The sequence below is a fragment of the Pseudomonas marginalis genome (assembly GCF_900105325.1).
GTDB lineage: Bacteria > Pseudomonadota > Gammaproteobacteria > Pseudomonadales > Pseudomonadaceae > Aquipseudomonas > Aquipseudomonas marginalis.
On record NZ_FNSU01000003.1, the window covers coordinates 3,633,900 to 3,660,232 of the forward strand.

At 59.4% G+C, this 26,333-nt stretch carries 26 protein-coding genes and 2 pseudogenes; 11 read left to right on the top strand and 17 right to left on the bottom strand.

Annotated features, from left to right (window positions below):
* Positions 1 to 99: 99 nt before the first annotated feature.
* From BLW22_RS26145 to darG, 3 genes and pseudogenes are all read left to right on the top strand, one after another.
* Positions 100 to 672 (top strand): annotated as a pseudogene (locus BLW22_RS26145) (DarT ssDNA thymidine ADP-ribosyltransferase family protein).
* A complete protein-coding gene (gene darT, locus BLW22_RS26150; protein WP_074847736.1) occupies positions 669 to 1,313 on the top strand; it encodes a type II toxin-antitoxin system toxin DNA ADP-ribosyl transferase DarT in 645 nt (214 codons plus the stop codon). Before BLW22_RS26145 ends, darT begins: the two are co-directional and overlap by 4 nt.
* Entirely contained in the window at positions 1,310 to 2,398 is a 1,089-nt protein-coding gene (darG, locus tag BLW22_RS26155) for a type II toxin-antitoxin system antitoxin DNA ADP-ribosyl glycohydrolase DarG (protein ID WP_074847737.1), read from the top strand. The genes darT and darG overlap by 4 nt, the downstream gene beginning before the upstream one ends.
* Before the next feature lie 90 nt (positions 2,399 to 2,488).
* Here darG and BLW22_RS26160 read toward each other — a convergent pair whose 3' ends face one another.
* The 9 genes from BLW22_RS26160 to BLW22_RS34705 form a co-directional block, all read right to left on the bottom strand.
* Complete coding sequence (locus BLW22_RS26160) at positions 2,489 to 3,646, bottom strand: glutathionylspermidine synthase family protein (protein WP_065924894.1); 1,158 nt, start codon at positions 3,644 to 3,646, stop codon at positions 2,489 to 2,491.
* A gap of 12 nt (positions 3,647 to 3,658) precedes the next feature.
* Positions 3,659 to 4,369 (bottom strand): DUF1190 domain-containing protein, encoded by a 711-nt coding sequence (locus tag BLW22_RS26165; protein ID WP_065924895.1) that lies wholly within the window; start codon positions 4,367 to 4,369, stop codon positions 3,659 to 3,661.
* 18 nt (positions 4,370 to 4,387) lie between these two features.
* Positions 4,388 to 4,816 carry a DUF350 domain-containing protein gene (locus BLW22_RS26170; RefSeq protein WP_027605210.1) on the bottom strand — a complete coding sequence of 143 codons (429 nt, stop codon included), beginning with the start codon at positions 4,814 to 4,816 and terminating at the stop codon, positions 4,388 to 4,390.
* A gap of 15 nt (positions 4,817 to 4,831) precedes the next feature.
* Complete coding sequence (locus BLW22_RS26175) at positions 4,832 to 5,503, bottom strand: DUF2491 family protein (RefSeq protein ID WP_074847738.1); 672 nt, start codon at positions 5,501 to 5,503, stop codon at positions 4,832 to 4,834.
* Positions 5,490 to 6,524, bottom strand: a complete 1,035-nt coding sequence (locus tag BLW22_RS26180; RefSeq protein ID WP_074847739.1) for an ion channel — start codon at positions 6,522 to 6,524, stop codon at positions 5,490 to 5,492. Before BLW22_RS26180 ends, BLW22_RS26175 begins: the two co-directional genes overlap by 14 nt.
* Positions 6,525 to 6,557: 33 nt before the next feature.
* Positions 6,558 to 7,118 (bottom strand): rhomboid family intramembrane serine protease, encoded by a 561-nt coding sequence (locus BLW22_RS26185; protein ID WP_074847740.1) that lies wholly within the window; start codon positions 7,116 to 7,118, stop codon positions 6,558 to 6,560.
* Positions 7,119 to 7,175: 57 nt separating this feature from the next.
* Positions 7,176 to 7,874: a PspA/IM30 family protein gene (locus BLW22_RS26190; protein WP_027605206.1), complete on the bottom strand. Its 699-nt coding sequence runs from the start codon at positions 7,872 to 7,874 to the stop codon at positions 7,176 to 7,178.
* Positions 7,875 to 7,891: 17 nt separating this feature from the next.
* Positions 7,892 to 8,473 carry a YjfI family protein gene (locus BLW22_RS26195; protein ID WP_027605205.1) on the bottom strand — a complete coding sequence of 194 codons (582 nt, stop codon included), beginning with the start codon at positions 8,471 to 8,473 and terminating at the stop codon, positions 7,892 to 7,894.
* 170 nt (positions 8,474 to 8,643) lie between these two features.
* Positions 8,644 to 8,844 carry a hypothetical protein gene (locus tag BLW22_RS34705; protein ID WP_137211982.1) on the bottom strand — a complete coding sequence of 67 codons (201 nt, stop codon included), beginning with the start codon at positions 8,842 to 8,844 and terminating at the stop codon, positions 8,644 to 8,646.
* On the opposite strand from BLW22_RS34705, the gene ycaC reads away from it, so the two are divergent.
* Complete coding sequence (ycaC, locus tag BLW22_RS26200; RefSeq protein WP_027605204.1) at positions 8,843 to 9,475, top strand: isochorismate family cysteine hydrolase YcaC; 633 nt, start codon at positions 8,843 to 8,845, stop codon at positions 9,473 to 9,475. The two genes, BLW22_RS34705 and ycaC, sit on opposite strands and share 2 nt — an antisense overlap.
* Positions 9,476 to 9,523: 48 nt before the next feature.
* Here ycaC and BLW22_RS26205 read toward each other — a convergent pair whose 3' ends face one another.
* The gene (locus BLW22_RS26205; protein ID WP_074847742.1) at positions 9,524 to 10,555 is read right to left on the bottom strand and encodes a PDDEXK nuclease domain-containing protein; all 1,032 of its coding nucleotides are present in this window, start codon (positions 10,553 to 10,555) and stop codon (positions 9,524 to 9,526) included.
* A gap of 478 nt (positions 10,556 to 11,033) precedes the next feature.
* Between BLW22_RS26205 and BLW22_RS35745 the strand changes: the two genes are divergently transcribed.
* The 7 genes and pseudogenes from BLW22_RS35745 to BLW22_RS26240 all read left to right on the top strand — a co-directional run bounded on the left by BLW22_RS35745 (position 11,034) and on the right by BLW22_RS26240 (position 21,530).
* A complete protein-coding gene (locus tag BLW22_RS35745; RefSeq protein ID WP_074847743.1) occupies positions 11,034 to 11,537 on the top strand; it encodes a hypothetical protein in 504 nt (167 codons plus the stop codon).
* A pseudogene (locus BLW22_RS26215) lies at positions 11,527 to 13,877 on the top strand (RHS repeat-associated core domain-containing protein); the annotation flags it as partial. The gene BLW22_RS35745 and the pseudogene BLW22_RS26215, both read left to right, overlap by 11 nt.
* A gap of 1,319 nt (positions 13,878 to 15,196) precedes the next feature.
* A complete protein-coding gene (locus BLW22_RS26220) occupies positions 15,197 to 16,336 on the top strand; it encodes a Fic family protein (protein ID WP_065924899.1) in 1,140 nt (379 codons plus the stop codon).
* Positions 16,337 to 16,410: 74 nt separating this feature from the next.
* Positions 16,411 to 16,653 (top strand): exodeoxyribonuclease VII small subunit, encoded by a 243-nt coding sequence (locus tag BLW22_RS26225; protein WP_003176346.1) that lies wholly within the window; start codon positions 16,411 to 16,413, stop codon positions 16,651 to 16,653.
* Positions 16,650 to 17,537, top strand: a complete 888-nt coding sequence (gene ispA, locus BLW22_RS26230; RefSeq protein WP_065924900.1) for a (2E,6E)-farnesyl diphosphate synthase — start codon at positions 16,650 to 16,652, stop codon at positions 17,535 to 17,537. Before BLW22_RS26225 ends, ispA begins: the two co-directional genes overlap by 4 nt.
* Before the next feature lie 110 nt (positions 17,538 to 17,647).
* Positions 17,648 to 19,546, top strand: a complete 1,899-nt coding sequence (gene dxs, locus BLW22_RS26235) for a 1-deoxy-D-xylulose-5-phosphate synthase (protein WP_065924901.1) — start codon at positions 17,648 to 17,650, stop codon at positions 19,544 to 19,546.
* A gap of 94 nt (positions 19,547 to 19,640) precedes the next feature.
* On the top strand, positions 19,641 to 21,530 hold the full coding sequence (locus BLW22_RS26240; RefSeq protein WP_074847744.1) for a TonB-dependent receptor domain-containing protein: 1,890 nt from the start codon (positions 19,641 to 19,643) through the stop codon (positions 21,528 to 21,530).
* 18 nt (positions 21,531 to 21,548) lie between these two features.
* On the opposite strand, the gene BLW22_RS26245 is transcribed toward BLW22_RS26240, so the two are convergent.
* The 7 genes from BLW22_RS26245 to ribH form a co-directional block, all read right to left on the bottom strand.
* On the bottom strand, positions 21,549 to 22,337 hold the full coding sequence (locus tag BLW22_RS26245) for a cobalamin-binding protein (RefSeq protein ID WP_065924903.1): 789 nt from the start codon (positions 22,335 to 22,337) through the stop codon (positions 21,549 to 21,551).
* Positions 22,334 to 22,753, bottom strand: coding sequence for an MFS transporter (locus BLW22_RS26250; RefSeq protein ID WP_074847745.1), 420 nt, complete (start codon positions 22,751 to 22,753; stop codon positions 22,334 to 22,336). Before BLW22_RS26250 ends, BLW22_RS26245 begins: the two co-directional genes overlap by 4 nt.
* Positions 22,750 to 23,367, bottom strand: coding sequence for a GTP cyclohydrolase II (ribA, locus tag BLW22_RS26255; protein ID WP_065924905.1), 618 nt, complete (start codon positions 23,365 to 23,367; stop codon positions 22,750 to 22,752). The genes BLW22_RS26250 and ribA overlap by 4 nt, the downstream gene beginning before the upstream one ends.
* A 129-nt stretch (positions 23,368 to 23,496) precedes the next feature.
* On the bottom strand, positions 23,497 to 24,225 hold the full coding sequence (locus tag BLW22_RS26260; RefSeq protein WP_074848255.1) for a substrate-binding periplasmic protein: 729 nt from the start codon (positions 24,223 to 24,225) through the stop codon (positions 23,497 to 23,499).
* A 64-nt stretch (positions 24,226 to 24,289) separates the two neighbouring features.
* On the bottom strand, positions 24,290 to 25,255 hold the full coding sequence (gene thiL, locus BLW22_RS26265; protein ID WP_074847746.1) for a thiamine-phosphate kinase: 966 nt from the start codon (positions 25,253 to 25,255) through the stop codon (positions 24,290 to 24,292).
* Between the two features lie 18 nt (positions 25,256 to 25,273).
* Complete coding sequence (gene nusB, locus BLW22_RS26270) at positions 25,274 to 25,774, bottom strand: transcription antitermination factor NusB (RefSeq protein WP_027605194.1); 501 nt, start codon at positions 25,772 to 25,774, stop codon at positions 25,274 to 25,276.
* Positions 25,771 to 26,247: a 6,7-dimethyl-8-ribityllumazine synthase gene (gene ribH, locus BLW22_RS26275; RefSeq protein ID WP_003176356.1), complete on the bottom strand. Its 477-nt coding sequence runs from the start codon at positions 26,245 to 26,247 to the stop codon at positions 25,771 to 25,773. Before ribH ends, nusB begins: the two co-directional genes overlap by 4 nt.
* Positions 26,248 to 26,333 lie beyond the last annotated feature (86 nt).

The window sequence follows — 26,333 nt, forward strand, 5'->3', positions numbered from 1 at the left end:
AAAGTGATGCCACAATAGAATCACTTATCTCATCCTGCCAACTGATGAGCGAGCAGGAATGAAACGACTTCAGCTCATACACAGGTCAAGGAGACCGATATGCCGGATATCAAGGAATAAAAACTCCTCTATCACCTCACTTCGCTGGAAAACCTGAGCAGTATTTTTCAGAGCGGACTTAAACCGCGAGCGCAGCTCAAGGCGTTCGAAGATGTGGCTGATGCCGAGATTCTGAAAAAACGACAAGGTCTCGCACTAGAGCAGTACGTACCTTTCCACTGGTTTGCCGCAAACCCGTTCGATGGAAGCGTTCAACGCAGAAGGCCTGACGCTCAATTTGTCGTGATTACGGTTCATCGAAACCTGGCAATTAGAAAGCAATGGAAAGTCATTCCCCGCCATCCATTGGCTAACGATGCCATTCAGTTGCTCAATTATGCTGAGGGCTTCGAGGCGATCAATTGGGAGCTCATGAATGCCAGGGACTACCATGACCCACAATGCAAGAGCATCTGCATGGCTGAATGCCTATCGCCCGATGTAGTTTCTCCTAACGATTTCTTCAAGGTTTTTGTTTCTAATGCAGAAGTAGAAGCCCTCTGCGAGTCTAAAATGCGCGAGGCAGGCGTTAATGTACAAATCGGAGTGAATCGAGGAATGTTTCTTAGATGATTTATAGCAACCTGAATCCAGAAAAGGCTCTGATCTGGCGGATCGTTCATCGCGACAATCTGCCCTGGATTCTGGACAACGGCATGCACTGCGCCAGCTCCGAGGTGCAGGCACCGCAGTACGTGAACATCGGCAATGCTGACTTAATCGACAAACGCCGCACTCGCTGCGTTCCTATCGCACCTGCAGGCGTGTTGGCCGACTACGTGCCCTTCTACTTCACGCCTTTCTCTGTGATGATGAAAAACATTCAGTCGGGATGGAGCGTTCAGCAGCGCAGCAATGACGAGATTGTGATTCTGGTCTCCAGCCTGCCACGCGTCGCCGAGCTTGGCCTACCGTTCGTCTTCACAAACGCACATGCGTACCCGGATTGGACAGACTATTACAGCGATCTGACGAATCTCCACGAGATCGATTGGTCTATCCTTCAACGGCGTGACTTCAAACGTGACCCCGATGACCCTCGCAAAATGGAGCGTTATCAGGCTGAAGCGCTGATTCACCACCACCTACCGATTACAGGACTCCTTGGCATCATGTGTTACACCGATGCGATGAAAGAACGCATAGAGCAGGACGTTGCCGCCAGAGGCCTGACGTTGTCTGTGCATGCGCGTCCGGGATGGTATTTCCAATGATCAGATTCACCCAAGGCAACCTTCTGGAAGCCAACACCGAAGCCCTCGTCAACACGGTGAATACTGTGGGCGTGATGGGCAAGGGCATCGCGCTGATGTTCAAAGAGCGCTTTGCAGAAAACTATCGCTTGTACGCGGCAGCCTGTAAGGCTGGCGAGGTAGAGACCGGAAAAGTTCACGTGACTGAGGTCAACGAATTGGACGGTCCTCGCTGGATCGTCAACTTCCCGACCAAACGTCACTGGCGATCACCATCACAGATGGCATGGATAACGGAGGGTCTACACGATCTACGTCGTTTTTTGATCGAAAACCATGTGAAGTCTGTGGCGGTCCCCCCCCTAGGAGCAGGTAACGGCGGCCTGAAATGGCCAGACGTTCGCGAACAGATCGTTGATGTCTTGAGTGATCTGGATGTTGATGTACTTGTGTTTGAGCCTTCCAATCAGTACCTGAATGTCGCCAAACGGAGCGGCGTGGAGAAGCTCACACCAGCCCGCGCACTTATTGCGGAACTGGTTCGGCGATACTGGGTGTTAGGAATGGAATGCAGCCTGCTTGAGATTCAAAAGCTGGCCTGGTTCCTGGAGCGTGCTATTGAGAAGCGGCCAGACCTCAAGAACCCGCTGGGCCTTAAGTTCGTTGCTCATAAGTACGGGCCGTACGCCAATCGGTTGGAACATCTGCTTAACAACCTGGACGGTAGTTATCTGCATTGCGATAAGCGCATCGGTGATGCGGAAAACAGTGATGTGATCTGGTTCGACCAAGACCGCAAAGCCTTTCTACAAACCTATCTTAAAACAGAAGCCAAGGAATACTCCGAAGCCCTGGAGTGCACTGCCGAATTGATTGACGGCTTTGAGTCACCGTTTGGTATGGAGTTGCTGGCGACAGTCGATTGGTTGCTGAGCCAGAAAAATATCTCCCCTAGCGTCCCTGCTGTGCGCGAGGCATTGAAGCAATGGGAGGGCGGAGCCGGTGCTGGAGCTCGCAAGAACAAACTGTTCGACGACCAAGCGCTTGAGATTGCACTCAAACGACTTACGCATAACCACTCAAATGCTCAGATGGCTACCTGCTGAGAATTAGAAATTTGCCCGCTGACGCGGGCATTTAGCCAATCGGTTGAGGCGTGTCGGGCCAGTACTGACTGAGAAGCCCAGCAGGCTGTTTCAATCCAATATCAAATGCGGCAAAAACCGGCTCGAATCCTTGGTAATCAAACTATTATCCTCCCGCACCCCAATCCCCGCCGCCTGGTCCCCAATCACCCAAGACCCAATCAACGTGTAGCTGTCCCCAAACCGCGGCAACGGCGCAAACTCCTGGAGAATAAACGGCGCATCCGTATAGGGCCCGTCCTCCTTAACAATCAGCCCATCGGCCGTTTGCAGCTCGATGTTCGCCCCTTCCCGCGAGAAGAATGGCTTGCGCACCCAGCCCTTCGGCACAGCTTTACCCGGTTCGGTATCCAGGTGGGCCGCGAGCAGATTCGGGTGGCCTTTGTTGAATTCCCACAGCAGCGGCAGGATGCCTTTGTTGGAAATGATGGATTTCCACGCAGGCTCGAAAAACTGGGTGTCGCTCTCGGCAATCGCGGCGCCGAAGGGTTCGTGGAAGATGAATTCCCAGGCGTGCAGTTTGAACAGGTGGGGAATCCAGCGGTCCTGGAGGTCGACGAAGCGGCCTTCGCTGGTCAGGCCGATGTCTTCGATGTCGATGTGGCGTGATTCGATGCCGACTTTTTCCGCGACGAGGCGCAGGTAGTCGGTGGTGCCTTTGTCTTCGACCGAGTCTTTCATCGAGGCGAAGTAGAACGGCTGGTTGATTTGCAGTTGGGCGAAGGCCTGGTGCAGTTTGGTGTCGATGCTGTTGAACTGGTCGGCATGCTTGGGCAGCAGGCCGCGTTCGATGCATTGCTCGAGCCAACCCCATTGGAACGCCGCGGCCTCGTAGAGGCTGGTCGGTGTGTCGTAGTTGAGTTCCAGCAGCTTGGCGGGCCCGGTGCCGTTGTAGGAGAAGTCCATGCGCCCGTACAGGTGCGGGTGGCCTTCGAGCCATGAGGTTTTGATCATGTCGAAGAAGGGCGCGGGAATGCTCAGGCGTTCGAGCAGCTCTTCGCTCTGGACCACGCGGGCGACGAGGTCCATGCACATGTCGTGGATCTCGGTGGTCGGGTCTTCGAGGTCGTGCTCGATTTGCTTGAGCGTGAACTGGTAATACGCGCGCTCGTCCCAGTAGGGTTCGTTGTCGATGGTATGGAACAGAAAGCCGAGGTTTTCAGCCGTCTGTTTCCAGTCATGACGTTCTGCACAATGGATTTTCTTCATGGCCCGGTTTCCTTAACTGCTCGACCCGCCACCGCCCCAGCCGCTGCGTGCGCTGGCCTTGCTGCCGAAGCCGCCACGGGAGGTGGCCGACGCCACGGAGCTCGACTGGCTGGAGGTGCGCAGCGTGTTGGTGTAATTGCTGCTGCCGTACCGGGCTTGATTCGAGCGGCCAAACGTCGCGCCATTGGAGACGCGCTGGTTGAGCGTCGAGTTGCCGTACTCACCGCGATCATCGCGATAGCGGTACACCGGCTCAGAGCGGTAGCTGTTGCGATTGCTGCTCAGCATGTTGCCGATCAGCAGACCGGTCAGCAGGCTGCTAGTGGAGAAGCCGGAGCCGCCGCTTGCCTGAGCGTTACCCGCCTGGGCGTTGGCCGCGTCTACCTGGGATTGTGTCACCTGGCCTTCGGCGGTCAGTTCGAAACCGCCCAGCTTGGGAATGAACTGGCCATTGGAGTCCAGCTGGCACCAGCCGGCGACAAAGTCGGCATCGCAATCGGCCTGGCTGGCGTATACCGGGGCGATGCGGCGATGCTCGGCCAGGGCCGTCATGTAGGCGTCCGAACAGACGTCCACCGGCAGTTTTTCATCGGCGCATTGCTGCACCGACTGGAAGTTGTACTTCTTCTGCAAATCGTAGGTTTTTTCCGTCGGCCCACAACCGGATATCGCCATGGCGACCGACGCTGCCAGCGAAAGCTGGACGTACTTGCTTCGTTTCATCGGGAGCTCCGTGCGCAATCAGTTCTGGGTAGGTGTCATGCAGGCGGCATTCAACATGCCGACGCTGATGGCCACCGCCGCCACATAGATGCCCGCTGCGAGCTCGCCTCTCTTGATGCGCTCGGAAGTGCCCTTGAGCACGAGACTGGTGAGCAGAAACGCCAACAGTTGGACGACGGCTGCGATCACCGCCCAGACGACGAAGTCGAGGATGCTGATCGAATAGGCAATCACGTTGCTGGCCGGAATGGCGAAACCGACGATGGCACCGCCCAGGGCGACCGCTGCGGAAACGTTGCCCGCCCGGATCAGCTCGAATTCCTTGTGCGGGGTGACGCGGGTATAGATGAACTGGAACAGCGCAAACAGCACGGCAGCCCCCAGGATGTAGGTGACAAACCCGAGCACGGCGGCTTTGTTCAGGGAGATGGAGAGAGCTTCTAGCATGGATTTCTTCCTTTTTTAGAGCGCATTCAGGTCGGTTGTGTACAGTGAAATGCCCAGGGAGGTGCTCAGGCTGACAGTGCCTTCAGCGTCTTCTTCGACAGAGAACAGCAGAAACTCCCGTCGATCGGTCAGGCCGGTGTCACGGGCATATAGCATCGAGCGGTGTTCGACGCTGTAGGAGTCCTCGGGGTTTATCACCTGCTCGCTCATGGCCACCAATTCTGTCTGGCCAGCCTCGCTGCCCCACACGCGCGCGTATTCGATGCCGTTATGGGTGTAGGTCGGCAACCCGATCGGACTCTGCGGCCCCGCCAGCCGGCGCAATTCAGCTTCGCTGCTGATAGTGACGTAGCTCAGGTAGTTGAACAGGATCACAGACTCGACCTGCCCGGCGATGTCGCCCGTGGTGTGCACCTGCAGCCAGTAATCTTCGTCGTTCATGTAGTAGCGCGACAGCCAGGTCGACTGCCCGAGGTCAACGGTGCCGTTACTCCAGATTTCCTGGGAGCCGGGGATAACCACCGTGGTCTTCCCTTCGAGCAACAACTTCAGGGTCGTGTCGAATATCACGCCTTTGCCCGGCGCCAGGCCAAGCGGCCCGGTGGTCGGCAGCGGTTCGGCAGCGCCTTTCGAGTGTGTATTCGCTTGCGGGGCCTCAAGCCCCATCAACTGTTTAAACCATCCCATTGGAGATTTCCTTGAGGCGGGTGGAGGCAATGTAGAAGAGCTCGCCGCCTTCAACGCGCGTGGCACTGGGCGGGTTGATCGACGGTTGCGGGGCACCTTTGGCGCGATAGCCGATGAGGGTGGCGTTGTGGCGTTCTTTCATCTGGGTGTACAGATCGCCGAACGTGGCTTCAAACGCCTCGGGCAATCTCATCAAGTATTGGGTGGCCCCCTGCCCCACGCACAGTAGCTCATTAATGACCACCGACGAGCCCGGGTCCTGAGAGGCGCGCACCAGCATTTCGATAGCCATGCTTGAGGTGCATTCCAGGCTGGGGGCGTAGGAACTGGCCAGTGCGGCGATCTCACTTGCATTGAAGTGGGCGACCACATGCCCGACCGGATTCAATTGATTCACCGCCAGCACGGTGGCCAGCGTCAGATCGTCAGACAGGGTTCGCACCAGCACACGCTCGGCACCGGGCACACCGGCACGCAGCAACAGCGCTGTGGAGGACAAGCTCTCACCCCGGATAAAGGCCGCCTTGCCCGGCATCGGGTTTTCTTCGAGGGTGCAATCGCAGATGACGATCAGGTTGTCGTTCGAGGTTTCGTCTTGCAGCAACAACTCGATGACTCGTTCACTGGACGCGCCCTCCCAGCCAATGAGCACGGTATGGCCGATTTTGCCGGTGAGATCGCCTTTGCCCTTCATGCCTTTTCTCCATGCATCGATGACAGTGCTGGTGGTTTTGCCGATGGCTGCCGTCAGCAGCGCAATGCCTCCGAGCATGACCCAGGTCGCCACGAACAAGCGTCCCAAAGAGGTCTGCGGCGATAGATCGCCATAGCCGACGGTCAGCGTGGTGGTGAGATAGAAGTAAACGAACGTGGCGGGCGCGGTGAGGTGTTGTTCGCCCAGAACCACCAGGCCCAGATAAGCCGTGCTCAGGTGTACCCCCAAGGCGATGACCAGGCCTGCCCAGCCGAAGCGGTGAAAGAGGGAAGCGGCGTACCTGCGCAACAAAAGAAAAATCGGCATTGCGTCCCTGACTCCCTGGGTGCTCAAGTGCGTTCAGCCGGCATTAAACCTGCTGCGTGGTTGAGAGAGAAGTACCTTGGCGGCAATAAATCCGGCGAAGGCACCAAACAGATGCCCTTCGAAGGAAACGCCTTGGCGAGGCAGGAAGCCAAGGACCAGTCCGCCATACAGTACCGCCACCACTCCGGCAGTGATCAGGTTGCTCCAGCTCCTGCGGAACCAGGCGCGAGACAACAGGTAGGCCCACAACCCGAACACCCAGCCGCTGGCCCCCACGTGCACACCCGCAAAACCGAACAGCCAGACCAGCGAACCGCCCAGCAGGATGATGATCGCGCTGACGGTCACAAACCGATTGAGCCCTTCGATAATCACCAGGGTGCCCAGGATCAAAAAGGCAACCAGGTTCGCGCTCAGGTGGGCGAACGAGCCGTGCAAAAACGGTGAGATGAGGATGCCCGGCAGCCCCTGCAGCGTTCTCGGGATCAGGCCGAACGCCATCAGGCTGTAACCGGTCGCTGCATTGAGCAGTTGCAGCGCGACCATGAACAGCGCCAGGCCTGCGATTGTCTTGAAACCCTTCAGGGCGCCCATCCTGACCTCGACGTAAAAAAAGAAGGGCAGACACTGCCCTTCCTGCGGCGACGTTGCTTACTCGGCCGATTTTTGCTTCAAACGCTCCAGAATCGCATTGGCGCTGCCTTCGTTCGGCGTGATGCCGGCGTCGCGCAGCTTGCGCTCCAGGTCGGTCCCGGTCGATGCATCTGCCAGTTCATCCTGGGCTTGCAGTTCAGCGGCGCGTTGCTGCTGCTTGGCCTGCAAACGATTCAGCGTACCGACGGCGGTTTCCAGCTTGCCGTTGGCACCGCCGCTGGCGATGGAGGCGCTGACCTGGGCCTTCTGTACGCTGTCGCGCGCCTTGGCCATGTCCACTTGCTGACGCAGGCTTTTGATCCGGCTTTCGGCCTTGGTGATGTCCTTGCGCATGCCTTCCGCATAGCCACCGAACTCGGTGGCTTGCTTATGCTCGACATCCCGCTCGTTGGTCAGGGTCGAGATGGCTTCGGCCACTTCCAGGGCGAGGTCTTCACGATTGGCCTGCAGGGCAGCTACGGCCTTGGACTCCAGGTCCTTGATCTTGGCGTCGTACTCATTGACGCGATCAGTCGCCAATTTGTGCTTGGCCATGATGCTCACCAGCTCACGCTTGGCGTTGGCCAGCGCGGTGTCGGCATCGCGGATTTCCTGATCGAGGATGCGCAGGGCCTGTTGGTCGACGATCGATTCGCCGACTTCGTTGGCACCGCCACGCAGCGCGGTGAACAATTTGCTCCAGATGGACTGAGTCATTGGATACTCCCGAATACTTAATTGAAGAAACGTTCGAAGGCTTCGCTGGCGCGCTGCACGTTGTCGACCAGGGTTTTCACCTCGGTGACGATATTGGTCAGGCTGGAGTCGGAGCTCAATGCACCGAACATGTTGTAGACCACTTGCCCGTTAGGCATGGACTCGATGCCGATGGAGGACAGCGGGAACATTTCCCGGCTGCGCAACACCGCGTCATTGAATTTAGCGACATCGTTGATGGACTCGACATCGACCAGCACGGTGTCAACGATGATCTGCTCGCCCACCACCGCGATGTAAATCGGCAGGCCACCGAAGTCGTTCATTTCCAGCTTGATGCTGGACTCGGAGCCTTGAACCAGAGAAAGCGTAATGTCCTTGGACACCACGTCGTCCAGGGCCTGAAGAGCGGTGAAGAGGCGATCGATATTCCAGTTGGTACCTGCGCTCATGAAATTCTCCGACATGAATGAGCCAGCCAGAATCGGCTGGCGAAGCTGTTTCTCCATCTGCTTGAGCAGGCTTCGGTTTTCGGGAAGCACCCAAGTCTCGTGTTTCACGTAGCCGGCGGCCGCCAGGCCTGCACGCATCTGCTTCATGTAAAAGCTCGATGGCTTTTTGGCGGACGGCTTCAAGCGCTCTCCCTTGAGGCTTGCTGAATCGGTATCGGGCCCTTTAGGCGGACTCGATGGAGAGCTGCTTTCCATGGTACTGACCTCGCTGTGAAAAACTCACGCGTGAGAAAATCTACAGGCATTTTTTGCCACACTCAATAGCTCACGCGTGAGATTTTTTGACTTACCTTCCCGACCGCTAAAAGGATCAGTCCTACTGACAATCCATGAATTGTCGCCTTTGAGTTGACGGTATTACCCATTCCAGCCGATTTATCCCCCAGCATCCACCCATTAATCTGTGCCCATGTTGAACGCAACGCCCAACCAACCTGAACAAAAAAGGATTCAACCATGAGCACTCCAACCTACAACCGCTTGAACAAAGACGACGCCGTAGTCCTGCTGGTCGACCACCAGACCGGCCTGATTTCCCTGGTGCAGGACTTCTCGCCCAACGAGTTCAAGAACAACGTGCTGGCCCTGGCCGACTTGGCCAAGTTCTTCAACCTGCCGACCATCCTCACCACCAGCTTCGAACAAGGCCCCAACGGCCCGCTGGTACCGGAGTTGAAAGAGATGTTCCCGGACGCGCCGTACATCGCCCGCCCCGGCCAGATCAATGCCTGGGACAACGAAGACTTCGTCAAGGCAATCAAAGCCACCGGCCGCAAGCAGATCATCATCGCCGGCGTGGTCACGGATGTATGCGTAGCGTTCCCGACCTTGTCGGCACTGGCGGAAGGGTTTGAGGTGTTTGTGGTGACCGATGCCTCCGGCACGTTCAATACCACGGTGCAGCAGGCGGCGTGGAGCCGGATGACCCAGGCCGGTGCACAGTTGATGAATTGGTTCTCGGTAGCCTGTGAGCTGCACCGCGACTGGCGCAACGATATCGAAGGCCTGGGCAATCTGTTGTCCCAGCGCATTCCCAACTATCGCAACCTGATGAATGGGTATGCGGCGTTGACGGCGCATCAGAAGTAAGTGAGCCGAGATTCGCGATAAGCCTGCCTTCAAAAGCAGGCTTTGTTGTTATTTGGCAAGCTCGCGCTCTATCTGCTCTATGCTCGGCAAACTGGTTTGCAGCTCCGCTGGCAAGGACTCCACCAACTGATACTGCGCCACACCTATGGGCCGGTTGTTATCGCGAAGCGCATATTCGGCTACCACTTCGTTCTTGCTCTTGCACAGCAGCAGACCAATTGTCGGGCCATCCTGTGGATGCTTAAGTTGGGCATCCACGGCGGCGAGATAGAAACTCAACTCGCCCAGATGCTCGGGCTTGAACTTGCCGGCCTTGAGCTCGATCACGACGTAGCAGCGCAGCTTCAAGTGATAGAACAGCAGGTCAACGAAGACCTCGTCACCGCCGACATCCAGCAACACCTGCTGACCAACGAAAGCGAAACCCGCACCCAGCTCTAATAAAAAGTCGGTGACGTGCTTGATCAAGGCGTTTTCAATATCGCGCTCCTGCGCACCCAAGGTCAGACTGAGGAAGTCAAAGCGGTAAGGGTCTTTCAGCGATTCACGCGCCAGATCGGATTGAGGTTTGGGCAGATGGATTTCGAAGTTGCTGACAGCTTTACCACTGCGCTCCAGCAAACGGTTTTCGATGTGCATGACCAGCGTGTTGCGCGACCAGTTGTGTTCAATTGCCTGGCCGACGTACCAGCGACGGGTTTTGGGGCCAGGGAGTTTGTCCAGCAGCGCCAGTTGGTGATACCAAGGCAATTGTGCAAGCACCTCTTGCACAAATTCCGAATCCGGCCAAGCTTCGGCAAAAGCACGCATGTACTTCAAATTACGTGGAGAAAAACCCTTCATGTTCGGGAAGGCTGCGCGTAAATCCTGGGAAAGACGTTCAATAACCTTGCTGCCCCAACCCTGCTTGGCCTGGCGAGTCAGAATATCGTGACCGACCTGCCAATAAAGAAGTACCAGCTCTTGGTTTACCGCCAGCGTCGCGCGTTGCTGGGCCGTGTGGATGCGGACTTTCAGATCGCTCAGCCAGTCGCTGTAGCCCGCAGGCGGGTCGGTCAAGCCAATAGAGACTTCGCTCATGTCACTTCACTCTTGAGTTTGAGCAAGGCTAATCAGCGGGCTCTGCGGTCACAAGAGGCTGCAAGTACGCCGGGAAAGAACTCGCAAAGGTTACAGAACCGTCCTGCTGGCAATTACAAATCGGCACACTGCGGCCTCCGCTGGGTTGCAGGAGATTCTGCAGGATCATCACGGCGATTCCTTGCCTTGAGACCGGGCGGACCAAGCTCTCCCTAATGGAAAGCAGGAGCAGGCCACGCAAATTGCCGCGTCGCAAAGGATGAAGACAGTACTGATTGAGTTTGAAAGCCAGCTTAAAGGTGCACAACGGCACTGCTCGTCAATGAGCAAGGTCGCCATTTCACGTAGCCCTCGACCGTGACTCAACGCTGACTTTTACAGCCCCTTCGTAAGCCCATTCTGATTTTCAAAACCGTTCATCCAACCGATTTGTGCTGCGGCAGACTCCGACGCCTTGCCCTCTGCCGAGACGTCACGGATGACCCACGCTTCCCACATTGCCGCTATCGAACATGAGCTGGATGGCTTTCATCAGAGCCTGGTGACTTATCGCCAGCAGATGGGCGCCTGGTATTCGCAGGTGCTGGATTCGGTGAGTCATGCGGCGGATATGCCCTCGTTGCTGGGGATGGATCGGGTGTTGCCCGTGGGGGATTCACAGCGTTCGGTGAGCCTTTCCGATGCGGATTTTTCGACCGTCTCCCACTGCCCCTCGGGCGGCGAACTGAAAATCGAGAGCAAGTTCGAGTCGGTGTATGACGTGCCGATTGGCAACATCTCGGTCGAGGTGATCGGGCTGGATGACGGCAGCTTCACGCGGGTCATGCTGGATGAGCATGGCAAGGGCTCACACCACTGCGCCGCTGGCGGGCGCTATCAGGTGCGGGTGCAAGGCGGAGTTTCCGAGGAGCAGGTGGATGCGCTCTTCGCCGCCTACGCCGGGCTGATGGCGGATCTGGAGCGGTGGCTTCGCGAACAGTGATGCCTACGACAACCGGTTGCGGATTGCTCGGGATTTTCTGGGGCGGATTGAGCGGCTTGATAACGGTGCGGGGTGTGCGCTGTTCCTGCGCTATGCGGCGGGCCGCATCGTCGCGGTGGACTACCAGGTGCAGCGGGCCGAAGGCCGTGGCCCGTATGTCTGGATTACCGAGCAGACCGTCGTTTCCTACGCGTACGACGACGCTGGCCGACTGGTCTCGGCGACCAATGCGGTAGGTGAAAGCGAGCGTTATCGCTACGACGATCAGCACGTGATTCTTGAGCGTGGTTTGGCCGGAGGGGCGAGTTTCTTCTGGGAGTGGGAACGGTCCGGCAAAACGGCGCGATGTGTTCGGCATTGGGCCAGTTTTTCCCAGATGGATACGCGGTATGCCTGGGGGGACGACGGCCGTGTCACGGTGCATAACGCCGATGGCAGTCAGGAAGTGTATGTCCATGACGACCGGGCACGGCTGGTGCAGCGGATTGATCCGGACGGTGCGCAGCATTTCAAATCCTACGACGCTAAAGGCCGGCTGACGGTTGAGCAGGATCCGCTGGGGGCGGTGACGGCGTATCAGTACGACGACGCCGGACACTTGGTGGCGTTGTTTCCCGGGGATGATGAGCCGACGTCCTACGAGCATGACAATGGCTTCGTACGGGTTGTAAGGCGGGGTCTGGCGGTCTGGAAGTACGAGCGTAACGACCAGGGCGATGTCATTCGTAAGATCGATCCCGACGGACATGTTACGGATTACAGCTACGACAAATACGGGCAACTGGTTGGGGTTTGGTACCCGGATCACAGTTGTCAGCGGCTGGTGTGGAATGAGCGGGGGCAACTGGTTGAGGAGCAGTTGCCCAACGGCGGGATCAAGCGTTATCGCTATGACGATCTTGGCCGTCAGGTGGCGCGCGAGGATGAGCATGGCGCGCTGACCCAGTATCAGTGGGACAGCGTGGGTCGCTTGGTTCGCGTGGTGCTGCCGGGTGGAGCGTGTCGGGAATACAGCTACAACCCCTACGGAAAAATCACCGCCGAACGCGATGAGCTGGGGCATGTCACCCGCTACGAATACGCCGACGGGTTGCACCTGATCAGTCGGCGCATCAACGCTGATGGCACTCAGGTCAACTACCGCTACGACAACGTGCGGTTATTGCTGACCGAGATCGAAAACGAAGTCGGCGAGACCTACCGACTTGCTTATCACCCCAATGGCCTGATCCAGCAGGAAACCGGCTTTGACGGGCAGCGTACGGCCTACGTCTACGACCTCAACGGCAACCTGCAGGAAAAGACCGAACACGGTGACGATGGTAGTCAGCTCGTTACCCGTTACGAGCGAGACCACGCCGGACGCCTCGTCAGAAAAACCCTGCCCGACGGTAGCCTTGTTGAATATGCCTACGACCGCCAGGGCAACCTCCTCAGCGTCGACGACGGCCACTGGGCGCTCGCCTACGAATACGATAGCCAAAACCGCCTCACCGCCGAACACCAGGGCTGGGGCACCTTGCGCTACGGCTACGACGCCTGCGGCCAGCTTCAACACCTGCGCCTACCCGATAACAACCGACTGGTTTTTAACCATGCGAAAGGCGGCCACCTCGCCACCATCGAATTAAACGGCGCGCTGCTGACGTCTCATCTGTTCAAGGCCGGCCAGGAACATCAGCGCCAACAAGGCCAACTCCTCAGCCACTACCACTACGACGACCAACACCGCCTGCACGCCCACGCAACCACCCAGCAACAGGACCACCTCTACCAACGCCAATACGACTATGACAAAACCGGCAACCTCACCCGCCTGCTCGACACCCGCAAAGGCGAACACCGCTACCACTACGACCCACTAGGCCGCCTCACCCGCGCCGACCACTCCCAAGACCTGCAGGAACGCTTCGGCCACACCCGCGCCGGCAACCTGCTGATGCAAGACCGCCCCGGCCCCGACATCGTCGCCGGCAACCGCCTGATGATCCAGGGCGACCGCCACTACGACTATGACGCCTTCGGCAACCTGATCCGTGAACGGCGGGGCCGTGGGCACGCGCTGATTACCGAATATCGCTACGACTGCCTGCACCGCCTGATTGGAATCACCCAACCCAACGGCCAAACCGCCAGCTACCGCTACGACCCGTTTGGGCAACGCATCAGCAAAACCGTGGACGGCCTAACGACGGAGTTTTTCTGGCAAGGCGACAGGCTGATTGCCGAACACCATGCGGATCGCCATCGCAGGAAAGCGGGCTGCACTACAACCGCCATCGCTACTACAATCCGGATATTGGATGTTACCTGACGCCTGATCCGGTGAAGTTGGCGGGTGGGATCAACGCGTACCAGTACGTGCCCAATCCTACGAGATGGGTGGATCCGCTGGGACTGAGTACATGCCCAGGGAATAACGAATGTAAACCATCGTTGAGTGTTGACGAGCCTGTACCACAACACAATGATGGACAGCCAACCCTACCCACTGCCCACTCTCATTTTCCAAGCGACCCTAATGATTTAACAGACGTGCTAGGAGTAGCGCCAAAAGTTTCTACGACAAGGCATGACACACAGCGAATGGAATAACTTACTGCTTTACATCGAGTAATGGCGGAGAAACAATTCTTCTTGTAGTTGCTGGTAGCTATAGCGCACAAGAGATATGACATTGACTGACGGGAGCGGTCAGCGGAATATCAATGAGATGCTAAAATTAAATCAGTATCCTTCAGTCGCTGGCCACGCAGTCAAACCAATATCCTTTGGGAAGAATCTAAAATCACTACCCCCAAGCTTTCTAGAAAAAAACCACGCATTGAGAACATAAAAAATTATGTATACGATCACATCAATAGATAGCCAACCATCTAAAACCAAAGCACTTCAACTAACAAAAACTTATCGACCCGAAAAAATGAAGATTATTTGCGCCCCTCTTACACTGGACGCCATGAGATTATTAGATATAAATGATTACCCAGACTCTCTGCTTGAAACCATTCACTTCACCGATGAAGAGTATAAAAATTTCTGACCTCTGGCGCAGTGGAAACTATAAATAAAACCCTGGGAAAAATGATTGACGACTACGAAGACGAGATTATCAACACTAAAGGACCTCAGCAAGGCGCTAGCGATATTTAAAGATCACTTGACGCCTGAAAACTCTTCAGCAATAAAAAACTGATCCAGCTGAACACAATCGCAATCAAGAGCCACACAGGGCTATTTTTCTTCTTTTAGTTTAATGCATGCACTTGGTAAATGATCATTTTCCACCATTCTCAATAGCGCAACTAAAAAATTGAGTTTGATAAGCTAATCACTCGCTACTCCAGCTTTTTCCGAAGTGATATCAACTGATATTTTTCTTTACCCAACAACTATCTGAGCAGAACGTCACCAACGGACTTGGTATAAAGGCACACTTCTTCGACTTTGACGTCGGGACGCATCATGGAGGCTGGTTCCTGAAAAAATCGGGGCACAGCATCAGTCATTAAATTTCGGCTTGGAAGGTTGGTTTTATGGCGTGCTTACGACAACATCCACCACCAGACTAGACCCTGAGCCAAATCCGCAGCACAATCGGCTCACCAAATGAGCCGAATAACCTCTTTATTCGGCTCACGCACCCCAGGCATCCCACCATGGCTCATCCGCACTGGATCTGGCAACGCGCCGACTGGCCTCACTTCCACTGGCAACCCGGTCGCCTCGCGGCTTTGCTGCGCGAGTGCGGACAAGCCCAGGGCAAGTTGTTGGGCATGCTCGGCTCCGTCAGCCAGGCAGTCAGCGCACAGAATGAACTGGATGCGCTGCTGCAAAATATCCTGACGTCCTCGGCGATTGAGGGTGAGCAGTTGAATGTCGGCTCGGTGCGCTCGTCCCTGGCAAGGCGGATGGGCCTGGAAGCGATGGAAGACGGTCAGGTAAGCCGCCGCAGCGAAGGCCTCGCCGAGTTGATGATGGATGCCACTCAACAATTCACCCAGCCGTTTACCCTCGCCCGCCTATTGAACTGGCATCACTTATTGTTCCCGGCCCCGGAAGCGGGCTATGCCGCTCGAGCGCTCAATATTGGATCCTTGAGGGGAGATGAGCCGATGCAAGTGGTGTCGGGCCGGCTTGATCGGCCGACCGTGCATTTCGAGGCCCCGCCACGTCTGGGACTGGAGCAGGCACTGGCGGATTTCCTGGAGTGGTTCGAAACCAGCCGCGATCAGCCGGAACTGGACCCATTGGTACGCGCCGGCGTCGCGCACTTCTGGTTTGTCACACTGCACCCCTTCGATGACGGCAATGGTCGCCTGACACGCGCTATCACCGATTTGGCACTGGCCCAGGGTGAACACCAGGCCATCCGTTTCTATGCCATGTCAGCCAGCATCCTCGAAGACCGCACCGGCTACTACAACGCGCTGGAATCCAGCCAGAAGGCCTCCCTGGATATCACTGCCTGGCTGGAGTGGTTCCTTAAAACCCTGTTACGCAGCGTGCAGCAGGCCATGGGGCGGATTGACCGGGTGCTGGAAAAGAGTCGGTTCTGGCAGCAACACCGCGACCTCCCTTTGTCGGCTGAACAGATCAAGGTCCTCAATCGACTGCTCGACGGTGGTGAGAAGGGCTTCGAACACGGCATCAGCGCGGCGCAGTACCAGGCGGTGGCCAAGGTCTCCAAGGCGACAGCGACGCGACACCTGGCGGACCTGCTGGAAAAAAACTGCCTGGTCCGTCTCCCCGGAGGCGGCCGCAGCACGCGTTATCAGGTCAATACAGGGGGCGAGTGACGCCCCACTCATTTGCCCAGAATCCCCATGTCTGCTAGTGTCGCGCCGGTTTACCGTCTACCGGAATAGCCGCCATGGCCCGCAAAAAAGTTGCACTCGATTTCGAACAATCCCTCGCCGACCTGCAAACATTGGTCGAGCGTCTGGAGAACGGCGAGTTGTCGCTGGAGGACTCGCTGACGGCGTTTGAGCAAGGCATCGGCCTGACCCGTGACTGCCAGAGCGCGTTGGCGCAGGCGGAGCAGAAGGTCCAGGTATTGCTGGAGCGTGACGGAGAGTTGGCCGAAGAACCTTTCGACGCGGAACAGCCGGAATGATCGACGCGTATCAGGCCAGTAGCCAAGCCCGGGTGAATGCGGCGCTGGAGCCCTTGTTTGTTGCGCCAAGCCCGGAAATGAAGCGTCTGTATGAAGCCATGCGCTACAGCGTGATGAATGGCGGCAAGCGCGTGCGCCCGTTGCTGGCGTATGCGGCCTGTGAAGCGCTGGGCGCGCCGGCCGAACAGGCCAACGGTGCCGCCTGTGCGGTCGAGCTGATTCACGCCTATTCCCTGGTACACGACGATTTGCCGGCGATGGACGATGACGATCTGCGTCGCGGCCAGCCCACCACCCATAAAGCCTTTGATGAAGCCTATGCGATCCTCGCCGGTGATGGCTTGCAGAGCCTGGCGTTCAGCGCGTTGCTGGACCCACGCCTGAGCAGCGTCAACGCCGAGATCCGCCTGCGCATGGTCACCGCACTGGCCCTGGCTGCCGGCCCTGCGGGCATGGTGGGCGGGCAGGCGATCGACATGGGTTCAGTCAGCGTCAAGCTGGATCAAAAAGCCCTTGAGCACATGCACCGCCACAAGACCGGCGCACTGATCGAAGCCGCCGTGCACTTGGGCGCCCTGGCCAGCGGACATGCCGAAGCCACGCAATTGGCGGCGCTGCAGACCTATTCCCGGGCCATTGGCCTGGCGTTTCAGGTGCAGGACGACATTCTCGACGTGGAAAGCGATACCGCCACCCTGGGCAAACGACAGGGCGCCGATATCGCACGGGACAAACCGACTTATCCTGCGCTGCTCGGGCTGCAAGCCGCCAAGGCCTACGCCGTGGAACTACGCGACCAGGCGCTGGACGCCCTGCGACCTTTCGACGCGGCGGCCGAGCCACTGCGTGACCTGGCGCGGTATATCGTCGAACGCCGCCACTGATTACGGCGGCCATTGCAGCCGCATATCGGCCAAGTTCGGCGCTCTGCGTGGGCAGTTTGCGATGCTTGAGGTAAACTGCCGCCTCTTCTATACCTATAACGATTCGCCTGATGCCCACGACGTTTCAAGAGATTCCCCGCAAGCGCCCGTCCACGCCCCTGCTCGACCGTGCTGCCACGCCGGACGGCCTGCGTCGTCTGGGTGAAGCCGAGCTGGAAACCCTGGCCGATGAGTTGCGCCTGGAATTGCTCTACACGGTCGGCCAGACCGGTGGGCATTTCGGTGCCGGCCTGGGCGTCATCGAGCTGACCATCGCGTTGCACTACGTGTTCGACACCCCGGATGACCGGCTGGTGTGGGACGTGGGCCATCAGGCGTATCCGCACAAGATCCTCACGGGCCGCCGCGAGCGCATGGGCACGTTGCGCCAGAAGGACGGCGTTGCCGCCTTCCCGCGCCGCGCCGAAAGCGAGTACGACACCTTTGGCGTCGGCCACTCCAGCACCTCGATCAGCGCAGCGCTGGGCATGGCGATTGCCGCCCGGCTGCAAGGCAGCGACCGCAAGGCAATCGCCGTGATCGGTGATGGCGCGCTGACTGCCGGCATGGCTTTCGAAGCGCTGAACCATGCGCCGGAAGTGAACGCCAACATGCTGGTGATCCTCAACGACAACGACATGTCGATCTCGCGCAATGTCGGTGGCCTGTCCAATTACCTGGCCAAGATTCTCTCCAGCCGCACCTATGCCAGCATGCGCGAAGGCAGCAAGAAGGTGCTCTCGCGTCTGCCCGGCGCCTGGGAAATTGCCCGGCGTACCGAAGAATATGCCAAGGGCATGCTGGTCCCCGGCACGCTGTTCGAAGAGCTGGGCTGGAACTACATCGGCCCCATCGACGGCCATGACCTGCCGACCCTGATTGCAACGCTGCGCAACATGCGCGACCTCAAGGGCCCGCAGTTCCTGCACATCGTCACCAAGAAAGGCAAAGGCTTCGCCCCGGCGGAAGTCGACCCGATCGGCTACCACGCGATCACCAAGCTGGAACCCCTGGACGCCCCCGCCGCTGCGCCGAAAAAAGCCAGCGGGCCGAAGTACTCCGGTGTGTTCGGCGAATGGTTGTGTGACATGGCCGCCGTCGACCCACGCCTGGTGGGCATTACCCCGGCGATGAAGGAAGGCTCCGACCTGGTGGCGTTCAGCGAGCGTTTCCCGCTGCGCTATTTCGACGTGGCCATTGCCGAGCAGCACGCTGTCACGTTCGCCGCTGGCATGGCCTGCGAAGGCGCAAAGCCTGTCGTGGCGATCTACTCAACGTTCCTGCAGCGCGGTTATGACCAGTTGGTGCATGACGTCGCCGTGCAGAACCTCGACGTGCTGTTTGCCATCGACCGCGCCGGTCTAGTCGGCGAAGACGGCCCGACTCACGCGGGCAGCTTCGACCTGTCCTACTTGCGCTGCATCCCCGGCATGCTGGTGATGACGCCGAGCGACGAAAACGAACTGCGCAAGATGCTCAGCACCGGCCACCTGTATAACGGCCCGGCCGCCGTGCGTTACCCACGGGGCAACGGCCCCAACGCGCTGATCGAGAAAGACCTGGAGCCGATCGAAATCGGCAAGGGCATTGTGCGTCGCCAGGGCAGCAGGACCGCGTTCCTGGTGTTTGGCGTGCAATTGGCCGAAGCGCTCAAGGTGGCCGAGAAGATCGACGCCACCGTGGTCGACATGCGCTTCGTCAAGCCGCTGGATGAAGCCCTGGTGCGCGACATCGCCGGCAGTCATGAGCTGCTGGTGACCGTCGAGGAGAACGCCATCATGGGCGGTGCCGGTGCGGCGGTCAGTGAGTTCCTGGCGCGGGAAAACATCCTCAGGTCGGTGCTGCACCTGGGCTTGCCGGATACCTACGTCGAACATGCCAAGCCGGCGCAGATGCTGGCTGAGTGCGGGCTGGATGAAGCAGGGATCGAGGCTTCGGTGCGCGAGCGCCTGGCGCTGCTGGCCCAGTAGAAACCGGGACCCAATGTGGGAGGGGCGGTGCGACGATTCGACTTGCCCCCTCCCACATTTGATTGGTGCCATCCTCAAGCGCTATGGACAGCCCATGAAACACCTGTACCTTGCCCTGCTGCTTCTGCCCTCCCCTGAATTGCTCGCCGACACCCGCGACAACGCCCTGAAACTCCCCGACGTCGTCATCAGCGCCAACCGCCAGGTCCAGGCACGCAACGACAGCAGCGCCGCCAACACCGTGTTCACCCGCGACGACATCGACCGCCTGCAACCCACCAGCCTCACCGACCTGCTCAGCCGTGTGCCCGGTGTACAAGTCGCACCCTCCGGCGGCCGTGGCAGTTTGCCGGGCATCTACCTGCGGGGCACCAAGTCCGCCCAAAGCCTGGTGCTGGTAGACGGCCAGCGCATCGCCAACACCACCTCCGGCGACAGCGGCCTGCAATACCTCAACGTCGACCAGATTGAGCGGGTGGAAGTGCTGCGCGGCTCGCGCTCGGTGATCTACGGCAGCGACGCGATTGGCGGCGTGATCCAGGTATTCACCCGGCGCAATGCCGAGCAAGGCGTGCAACCGCGCGTGAAACTCGGGTTCGGCAGCCACAACACCTGGGAGCGCAGCCTTGGCCTTTCGGGCGGTGACAAACAGACGCGCTTCAACCTGAGCGCGAGCCTGGATGACACTGCCGGCATCAACTCAACCCGCCAGTCGTTCCCCAGCGACGGTGACCATGATGCTTATCGCAACCAGTCCGTGAGCCTGAACCTCAGCCACTCCTTCAGCGATGAACTGGAGGTGGGCTTCAATCTGTTGGATAACCGCGGCAAATCGGAGTACGACAACAGCTTCGGCCGCTACGACGCCGCCACCGGGCAAACCGTTAGCCAGAAACCCTACACCGACTACGCCGTGAGCAGCGCCAGCGGCTATGTCGACGCCACGCTCAATGAGCACTGGCAATCGCGCCTGGAGCTGGGCCACAGCGAGAACCGCGACACCAAGCGCGACACCCTCAGCGAGGATTTCAGCGTATTCAACACCTACCGTGATTCGGTCAACTGGCAGAACGACCTGAGGCTGGATGAGCAGAACAGCCTGATCCTCGGCGGCGACTGGTACGAAGACCGCTTCCACGGCTCCACCACCTTTACCGAAAACAGCCGCTGGAACCGCGCCGCCTTTATGCAGCATCGCTTTCACAGCGCGTGGTTTTCCACCGAACTGGGCCTGCGTCACGACCAGAACCAGCAGTTCGGCGGGCAGAACAGCTGGAGCGGCACCCTGACCTTGCCGGTCAACCCCGACAATGACGTGCTGCTGAGCTACAGCGAAGGCTTCCGCGCGCCGACCTTCAACGACCTCTATTATCCGGACACGAAGTACAGCAACCCCCACCTGCAGCCCGAAACATCAAAGAGCTACGAACTGCAGTGGCGCAGCCAGTTGAGTGACAGCACGCGCCTGGAAGCGTCCCTGTACCGCACCGATTTGAGCGATGCGATCATTCTCGACCAAACCGGCAAGCCGCAGAATGTGGCGTCGGCACGCATCAACGGTGTTGAGGCGGCGCTCAAGCAGGACCTGTTCGGCTGGCAAGGCAACCTCGGACTGTCGATCATCGACCCGCGCGACCGCGACAGTGGCCACACCCTGGCCCGCCGGGCGCGGCGTACGTTGAGCCTGGACCTGGACCGGCAATTCGACCAGGTGGGCGTGGGCGCCAGTTGGCAGGCGATCAGCCACAGCTATGACGATGAAGCCAACACCCAGCGCCTGGGCGGCTATGGGTTGCTCGGGCTGCGCGGCAGTTGGGCGGTGACGCGGGAAGTGGGGCTGTCGCTGAAGGTCGACAACCTGCTGGACAAGTCTTATGCGCGGGCGCGCTACAGCTACAACGATCCGGCATTCGTCAACAATCACGATTACCGTGAAGAAGGCCGGACGTGGATGTTTGGCGTGACCTGGACACCTGAAATCTGATTGTCGCCTGGACTGGTCTCAACGGCTCGGAGCGATCACCTGACACAGCCGCGCCAGCGCTTCCAGCATCTGCCCGCTGGGCCGTTCCAGGCCTTTATCCGGAACCAGCCGCACCCGCGCCGCCATCGCTGGCCAGATCTTCCAGGCTTCCCTCTGAGCCTGATCGCCCACCAGGATCATCTCAGGATTGCGCTGCAATACCGACTCGATGCTGACCTGCGGCGCGGGCAGCTTCAGGTCGTCAAACACATTGCGCGCACCGCACACGCTCAGCGCGTCGCTGATGATCTGGCCGCCGCCCACGGTGTACAGCGGCTGGTTCCACACCTGGTAGAACACCCGCAACGGTTCGGCCCGCTGATAACGCTGACGCAACTGCGCCAGGCGCTGGCGCAGGTGCGCGGCCAATTGCCGGCCGGCGTCGGCACGGCCCAATTGCTCGGCGATGGCCTGGACCTGGGTGGTCATTTGTTCAAGGCTATGGGGTTCGGCGACATACACCGGGATATTCAGGCGCTGCAGTTGCTCGCGCTGGGCGGGGCCGACGCTGCCGGGCCAGAGCAGGATCAGGTCGGGCTTGAGGCTCAGCAGGCGCTCCATGTCCAACTGCCCATAACGCCCAACCGACGGCACGTTCGCCAGCGCCGCTGGCCGCTCACCGCCATCGAGCACGCCCACCAGCAGGTCGGTAGCACCCAGCTCAACCACGATTTCAGACAGGGAGGGCGCCAGGCTCACGACCCGTTCGACCGCCAGGCCCTGGGCACTGAATGCCAGCAGCAGAATCGCCAGCCAGCGGCGCATCATCCCAACTGACGCGGGATGCGGTAGAGGTAAAACAGCACCGTCGTCGACAGCGCCAACAGGAAAAGCGGCACCGCCTCCAGGCCGACGAACACCGCCAGTGCGCCCACCCACGCCGGCACGGCCGCCACCATCAAGGCCGTGCGCCGACGGGCCGCCAGGGTGATCCAGGCAGCCGGTTCTTCAGCGGTATCGAGGGCTTTGGAGGTGGCGATCAGGGCGTGTTTATAGCCGTTGAAGTAGCGCAGGCTGAGAAACATCGACGCCACGCCGGCGATGAAGAACGGCATGGCCAGCACCGGCAACAAGGGCTCGGCCTGGCCAAACACCAGGTTGATCACGAACAGCGGGAGCAGCGCCAGGGCCAGGTACTGCCACCAGTTGAAGGACAGTCGCCGTTTCACCTGGCCACGGGTCACGCGCGGTCGACCTCGCCTTGATGCTCGTTGCCCATCATGTGGTCGAGCTTGCTGGCCTTGGTCGCCAGGTAGAGCTTGTTGTGCGGGTTGTGCCCGGTGTGCAGCGGTACGCGCTCGGCCACGGTGATGCCCATCTCGGTCAAGGCTTTGACCTTGCGCGGGTTGTTGGTCATCAGGCGCAGGGACTTCACGCCCAGGTGCTCCAGCATCGGCAGGCAGATCGCGTAGTCACGCTGGTCGGCGGCGAAGCCCAGGCGCTCGTTGGCCTCGACGGTATCGGCGCCGCCGTCTTGCAGCTCGTAGGCGCGAATCTTGTTCAGCAGGCCAATGCCACGGCCTTCCTGACGCAAGTACAACAGCACCCCACGGCCTTCACGGGCAATGGCGCGCATCGCCGCTTCAAGTTGCGAGCCGCAGTCACAGCGCTGGCTGAACAGCGCATCGCCGGTCAGGCACTCGGAGTGCACGCGACCGAGAACCGGTGCGCCATCGGCGATATCGCCGAGGCTGAGCACAACGTGCTCGCGCCCGGTGGCTTCTTCGAGAAAGCCGCTCATGGTGAACGTGGCAAAAGGGGTAGGCAGCTTGGAAGCAGCGACGAAAACGACGGGCACCGTGTGCTCCTGATTTCAGATTTCACAGAGGCGGGCATTGTAACAGCAGGTTCCTACAGACGCTTAAGCTGAATTATCGCTGATAAAGATCAATCGGTTTGATTGGCCTTCGTCCCGGTTCTATGCAGGTCAGAACGGATAAGGCAGTTTCCAGCGCAGGAAAATCGGCTTCAGCTCGCCGCTGTTCACCAGGACCGCCATGCGCTGGTCAAACACGGTGCGTAATGCCCGCCCACGCTCGGTATCGGCAAAACCCACGTAGAGCGGCAGGTCAATGATGTGGGTAAGTCGGAACTGGGACTGGACATCCGCCTGACTGAGGATGTATCGGGCTTCGGTGAGCGCATCAATGTAGAAGTCGACACGACCGTGCTGCAGCATCGGCAAGATACCATCGCGCCGCTGGATCTGATTGAAACGGCGCACATGGGGCAAATACGCCTCGTACTTGTAGCCCCGCACCCAGGCCAGGCGATAATCCCCCAGCGTCGCGGCGCTCGGTATCGGCGAGGTCGCCAGCCCAAGGGCGTAGATGGGGTCGGAATCGAAGTTCCAGTGCGGGTAGAGCACACCCTTGACTTCATCGCGGTAGGAACCGACCCAGCCATCCACTTCACCGCGCTGGGCCAGGCCGACCGAGCGGGTATAGGGCTCAATGCGGGTTTGCAGGGTGATCCCGACCGGTTCGAAGACGTGCCGCAACACATCCCAGGCCAGGCCGCTGCCGTCGGCATTGGTGTAGTCGTCCCAGGCCTCGCTGGCCAGCATGACCTTGCCGGGCACCACCGGCACCTCCTGCGCCTGGGACCATGCCGGAAGGGCACACAGCAGCATCAGCAGCCAGCGGCGTACATCCATGGCGATGATCTCCTGCAAATCCAGCATCCAGAACGACGTAATAGAGCGTAGCGCAGCACGCGATTCAAGGTGCCGGGCAAAAATGTTGATAGCCCCGGATGGCCGGGGTGATGTCTTGCCCGAGAGCGTCAAGCAGCGTTACGCCCTGCCCCGCCTGGACCTGGCCGATAACATGCACCGGCCAACCGTCAGCCAGCAACGGCGCCAACTCGACGGGCGGCAGGGTGAACACCAGCACGTAGTCATCGCCGCCGCTCAATGCGGCGACCCGCGCCTCGTCATCACCGACAAACGCCAGCAACGCGTGGGACAGCGGTAGCTTCTGGCGCTCGATCAACAGGCTGACAGCCGAGGCCTTGGCGATATGCCCGCAATCGGCCAGAAGACCGTCAGAAATATCCATCGCCGATGTGGCCTTGCCCCGTAGAGCCAGGCCCAAGGCCAACTGCGGTTGTGGCGACCAGTAATGGGCCAGCAGCGGGTCGGCAATCGCGGCATCGGCGCTGCGCTGCCCCAATACCAGCGGCAAGGCACCGGCGGCATTACCCAACTTGCCGCCGACACACAAGAGGTCGCCCGGCTGTGCGCCGCTGCGGGTCAACGCTTGACCGGCCGGGACACGACCAAACACGGTTAGGGTCAGGCTCAGCGGACCGCGCGTGGTGTCGCCGCCCACCAGGCCCACACCGCAGTTTTGCGCCATGGCGTTCAACCCCTGGGCATAGCGTTGCAGCCAATCGGCATCGACGGTCGGCGTAGTGAGTGCGAGGGTAAACGCGAGGGGGTGGGCGCCCATGGCGGCCAGGTCGCTGACCGCCACGGCCAGCGAGCGCTGGCCGAGCAGGAACGGGTCGCAGGGGTCGGCAAAGTGCACGCCGGCCACTAAGGTATCGGTGGAAATTGCCAGTTGCTCCCCGGCGGGGAGCGCCAGCAGGGCACAGTCGTCGCCGATCCCCAGGGCAATGCCCTCGCCGCCCTGTGCGCACGGCGCGGCGGCGAAGTACTGGTGGATCAGCTCGAACTCGCCCATTCAGGACTCAAGCGCAGGTTAGCGCTTGTACGCCTTCACTTCGGCTTCACGCAGGCGCGGGGCCAGCTTGTCGAGCACGCCGTTGACGAACTTGTGACCGTCGGTCGAACCGTAGACTTTCGCCAGTTCGATGCCTTCGTTGATCACCACGCGGTACGGCACGTCGACGCGCTTGAGCAGCTCCCAGGTGGACAGGCGCAGTACAGCCAGTTCAACCGGGTCCAGTTCTTCGAGGGTCAGGTCCAGGCACGGCGTCAATGCCGCATCGATCTCGGCCAGGTTGGCCGGAACGCCGTGCAGGATGTCGTGGAAGTAGCTCTGGTCGGCAAACGTGAAGTCGTTATCGACGCGAAACTGCGCTTCGATCTCGTTCAGCGAGGTACCAGCCATGTGACGCTGGTACAGCGCCTGGGTGGCGAGCTGGCGGGCAGCACGGCGCTTTTCGCTTTTCGACGGCTTGCCGGCGTCCGCTGGGCGCTCGTCGCGTGGGTTGAAGCAATCGCTCTCGTCGGAAATCACTTGGCCTCCAACTGCGACAGCAGGCTGACCATTTCCAGGGCGGACAGGGCAGCTTCAGCGCCTTTGTTGCCGGCCTTGGTGCCGGAACGCTCGATGGCTTGCTCGATGGAGTCCACGGTCAGTACGCCGAAAGCGACTGGCACGCCGAACTCCATGGACACCTGGGCCAGGCCCTTGGTGCATTCGCCGGCCACGTATTCGAAGTGCGGAGTACCGCCACGAATGACCGCGCCCAGGGCGATGATCGCCGCGTATTCACCCTGCTGAGCAACTTTTTGCGCAACCAGTGGAATTTCGAAGGCGCCAGGGGCGCGGATGATAGTGATGTCGCTCTCGCTCACACCGTGGCGAACCAGGGCATCCACGGCACCGCTTACCAGGCTTTCAACCACGAAGCTGTTGAAGCGGCCAACCACCAGGGCATAGCGGCCTTTGGGGGCGATGAAGGTACCTTCGATGGTCTTCAGGGTCATTCGACAAATCTCTTAAAGAGCCGGGACGCGAAAAATGCGTCCCTCAGTGATGATTTAACCGCGAACAAGGGGCAAAAAGCGCCGGC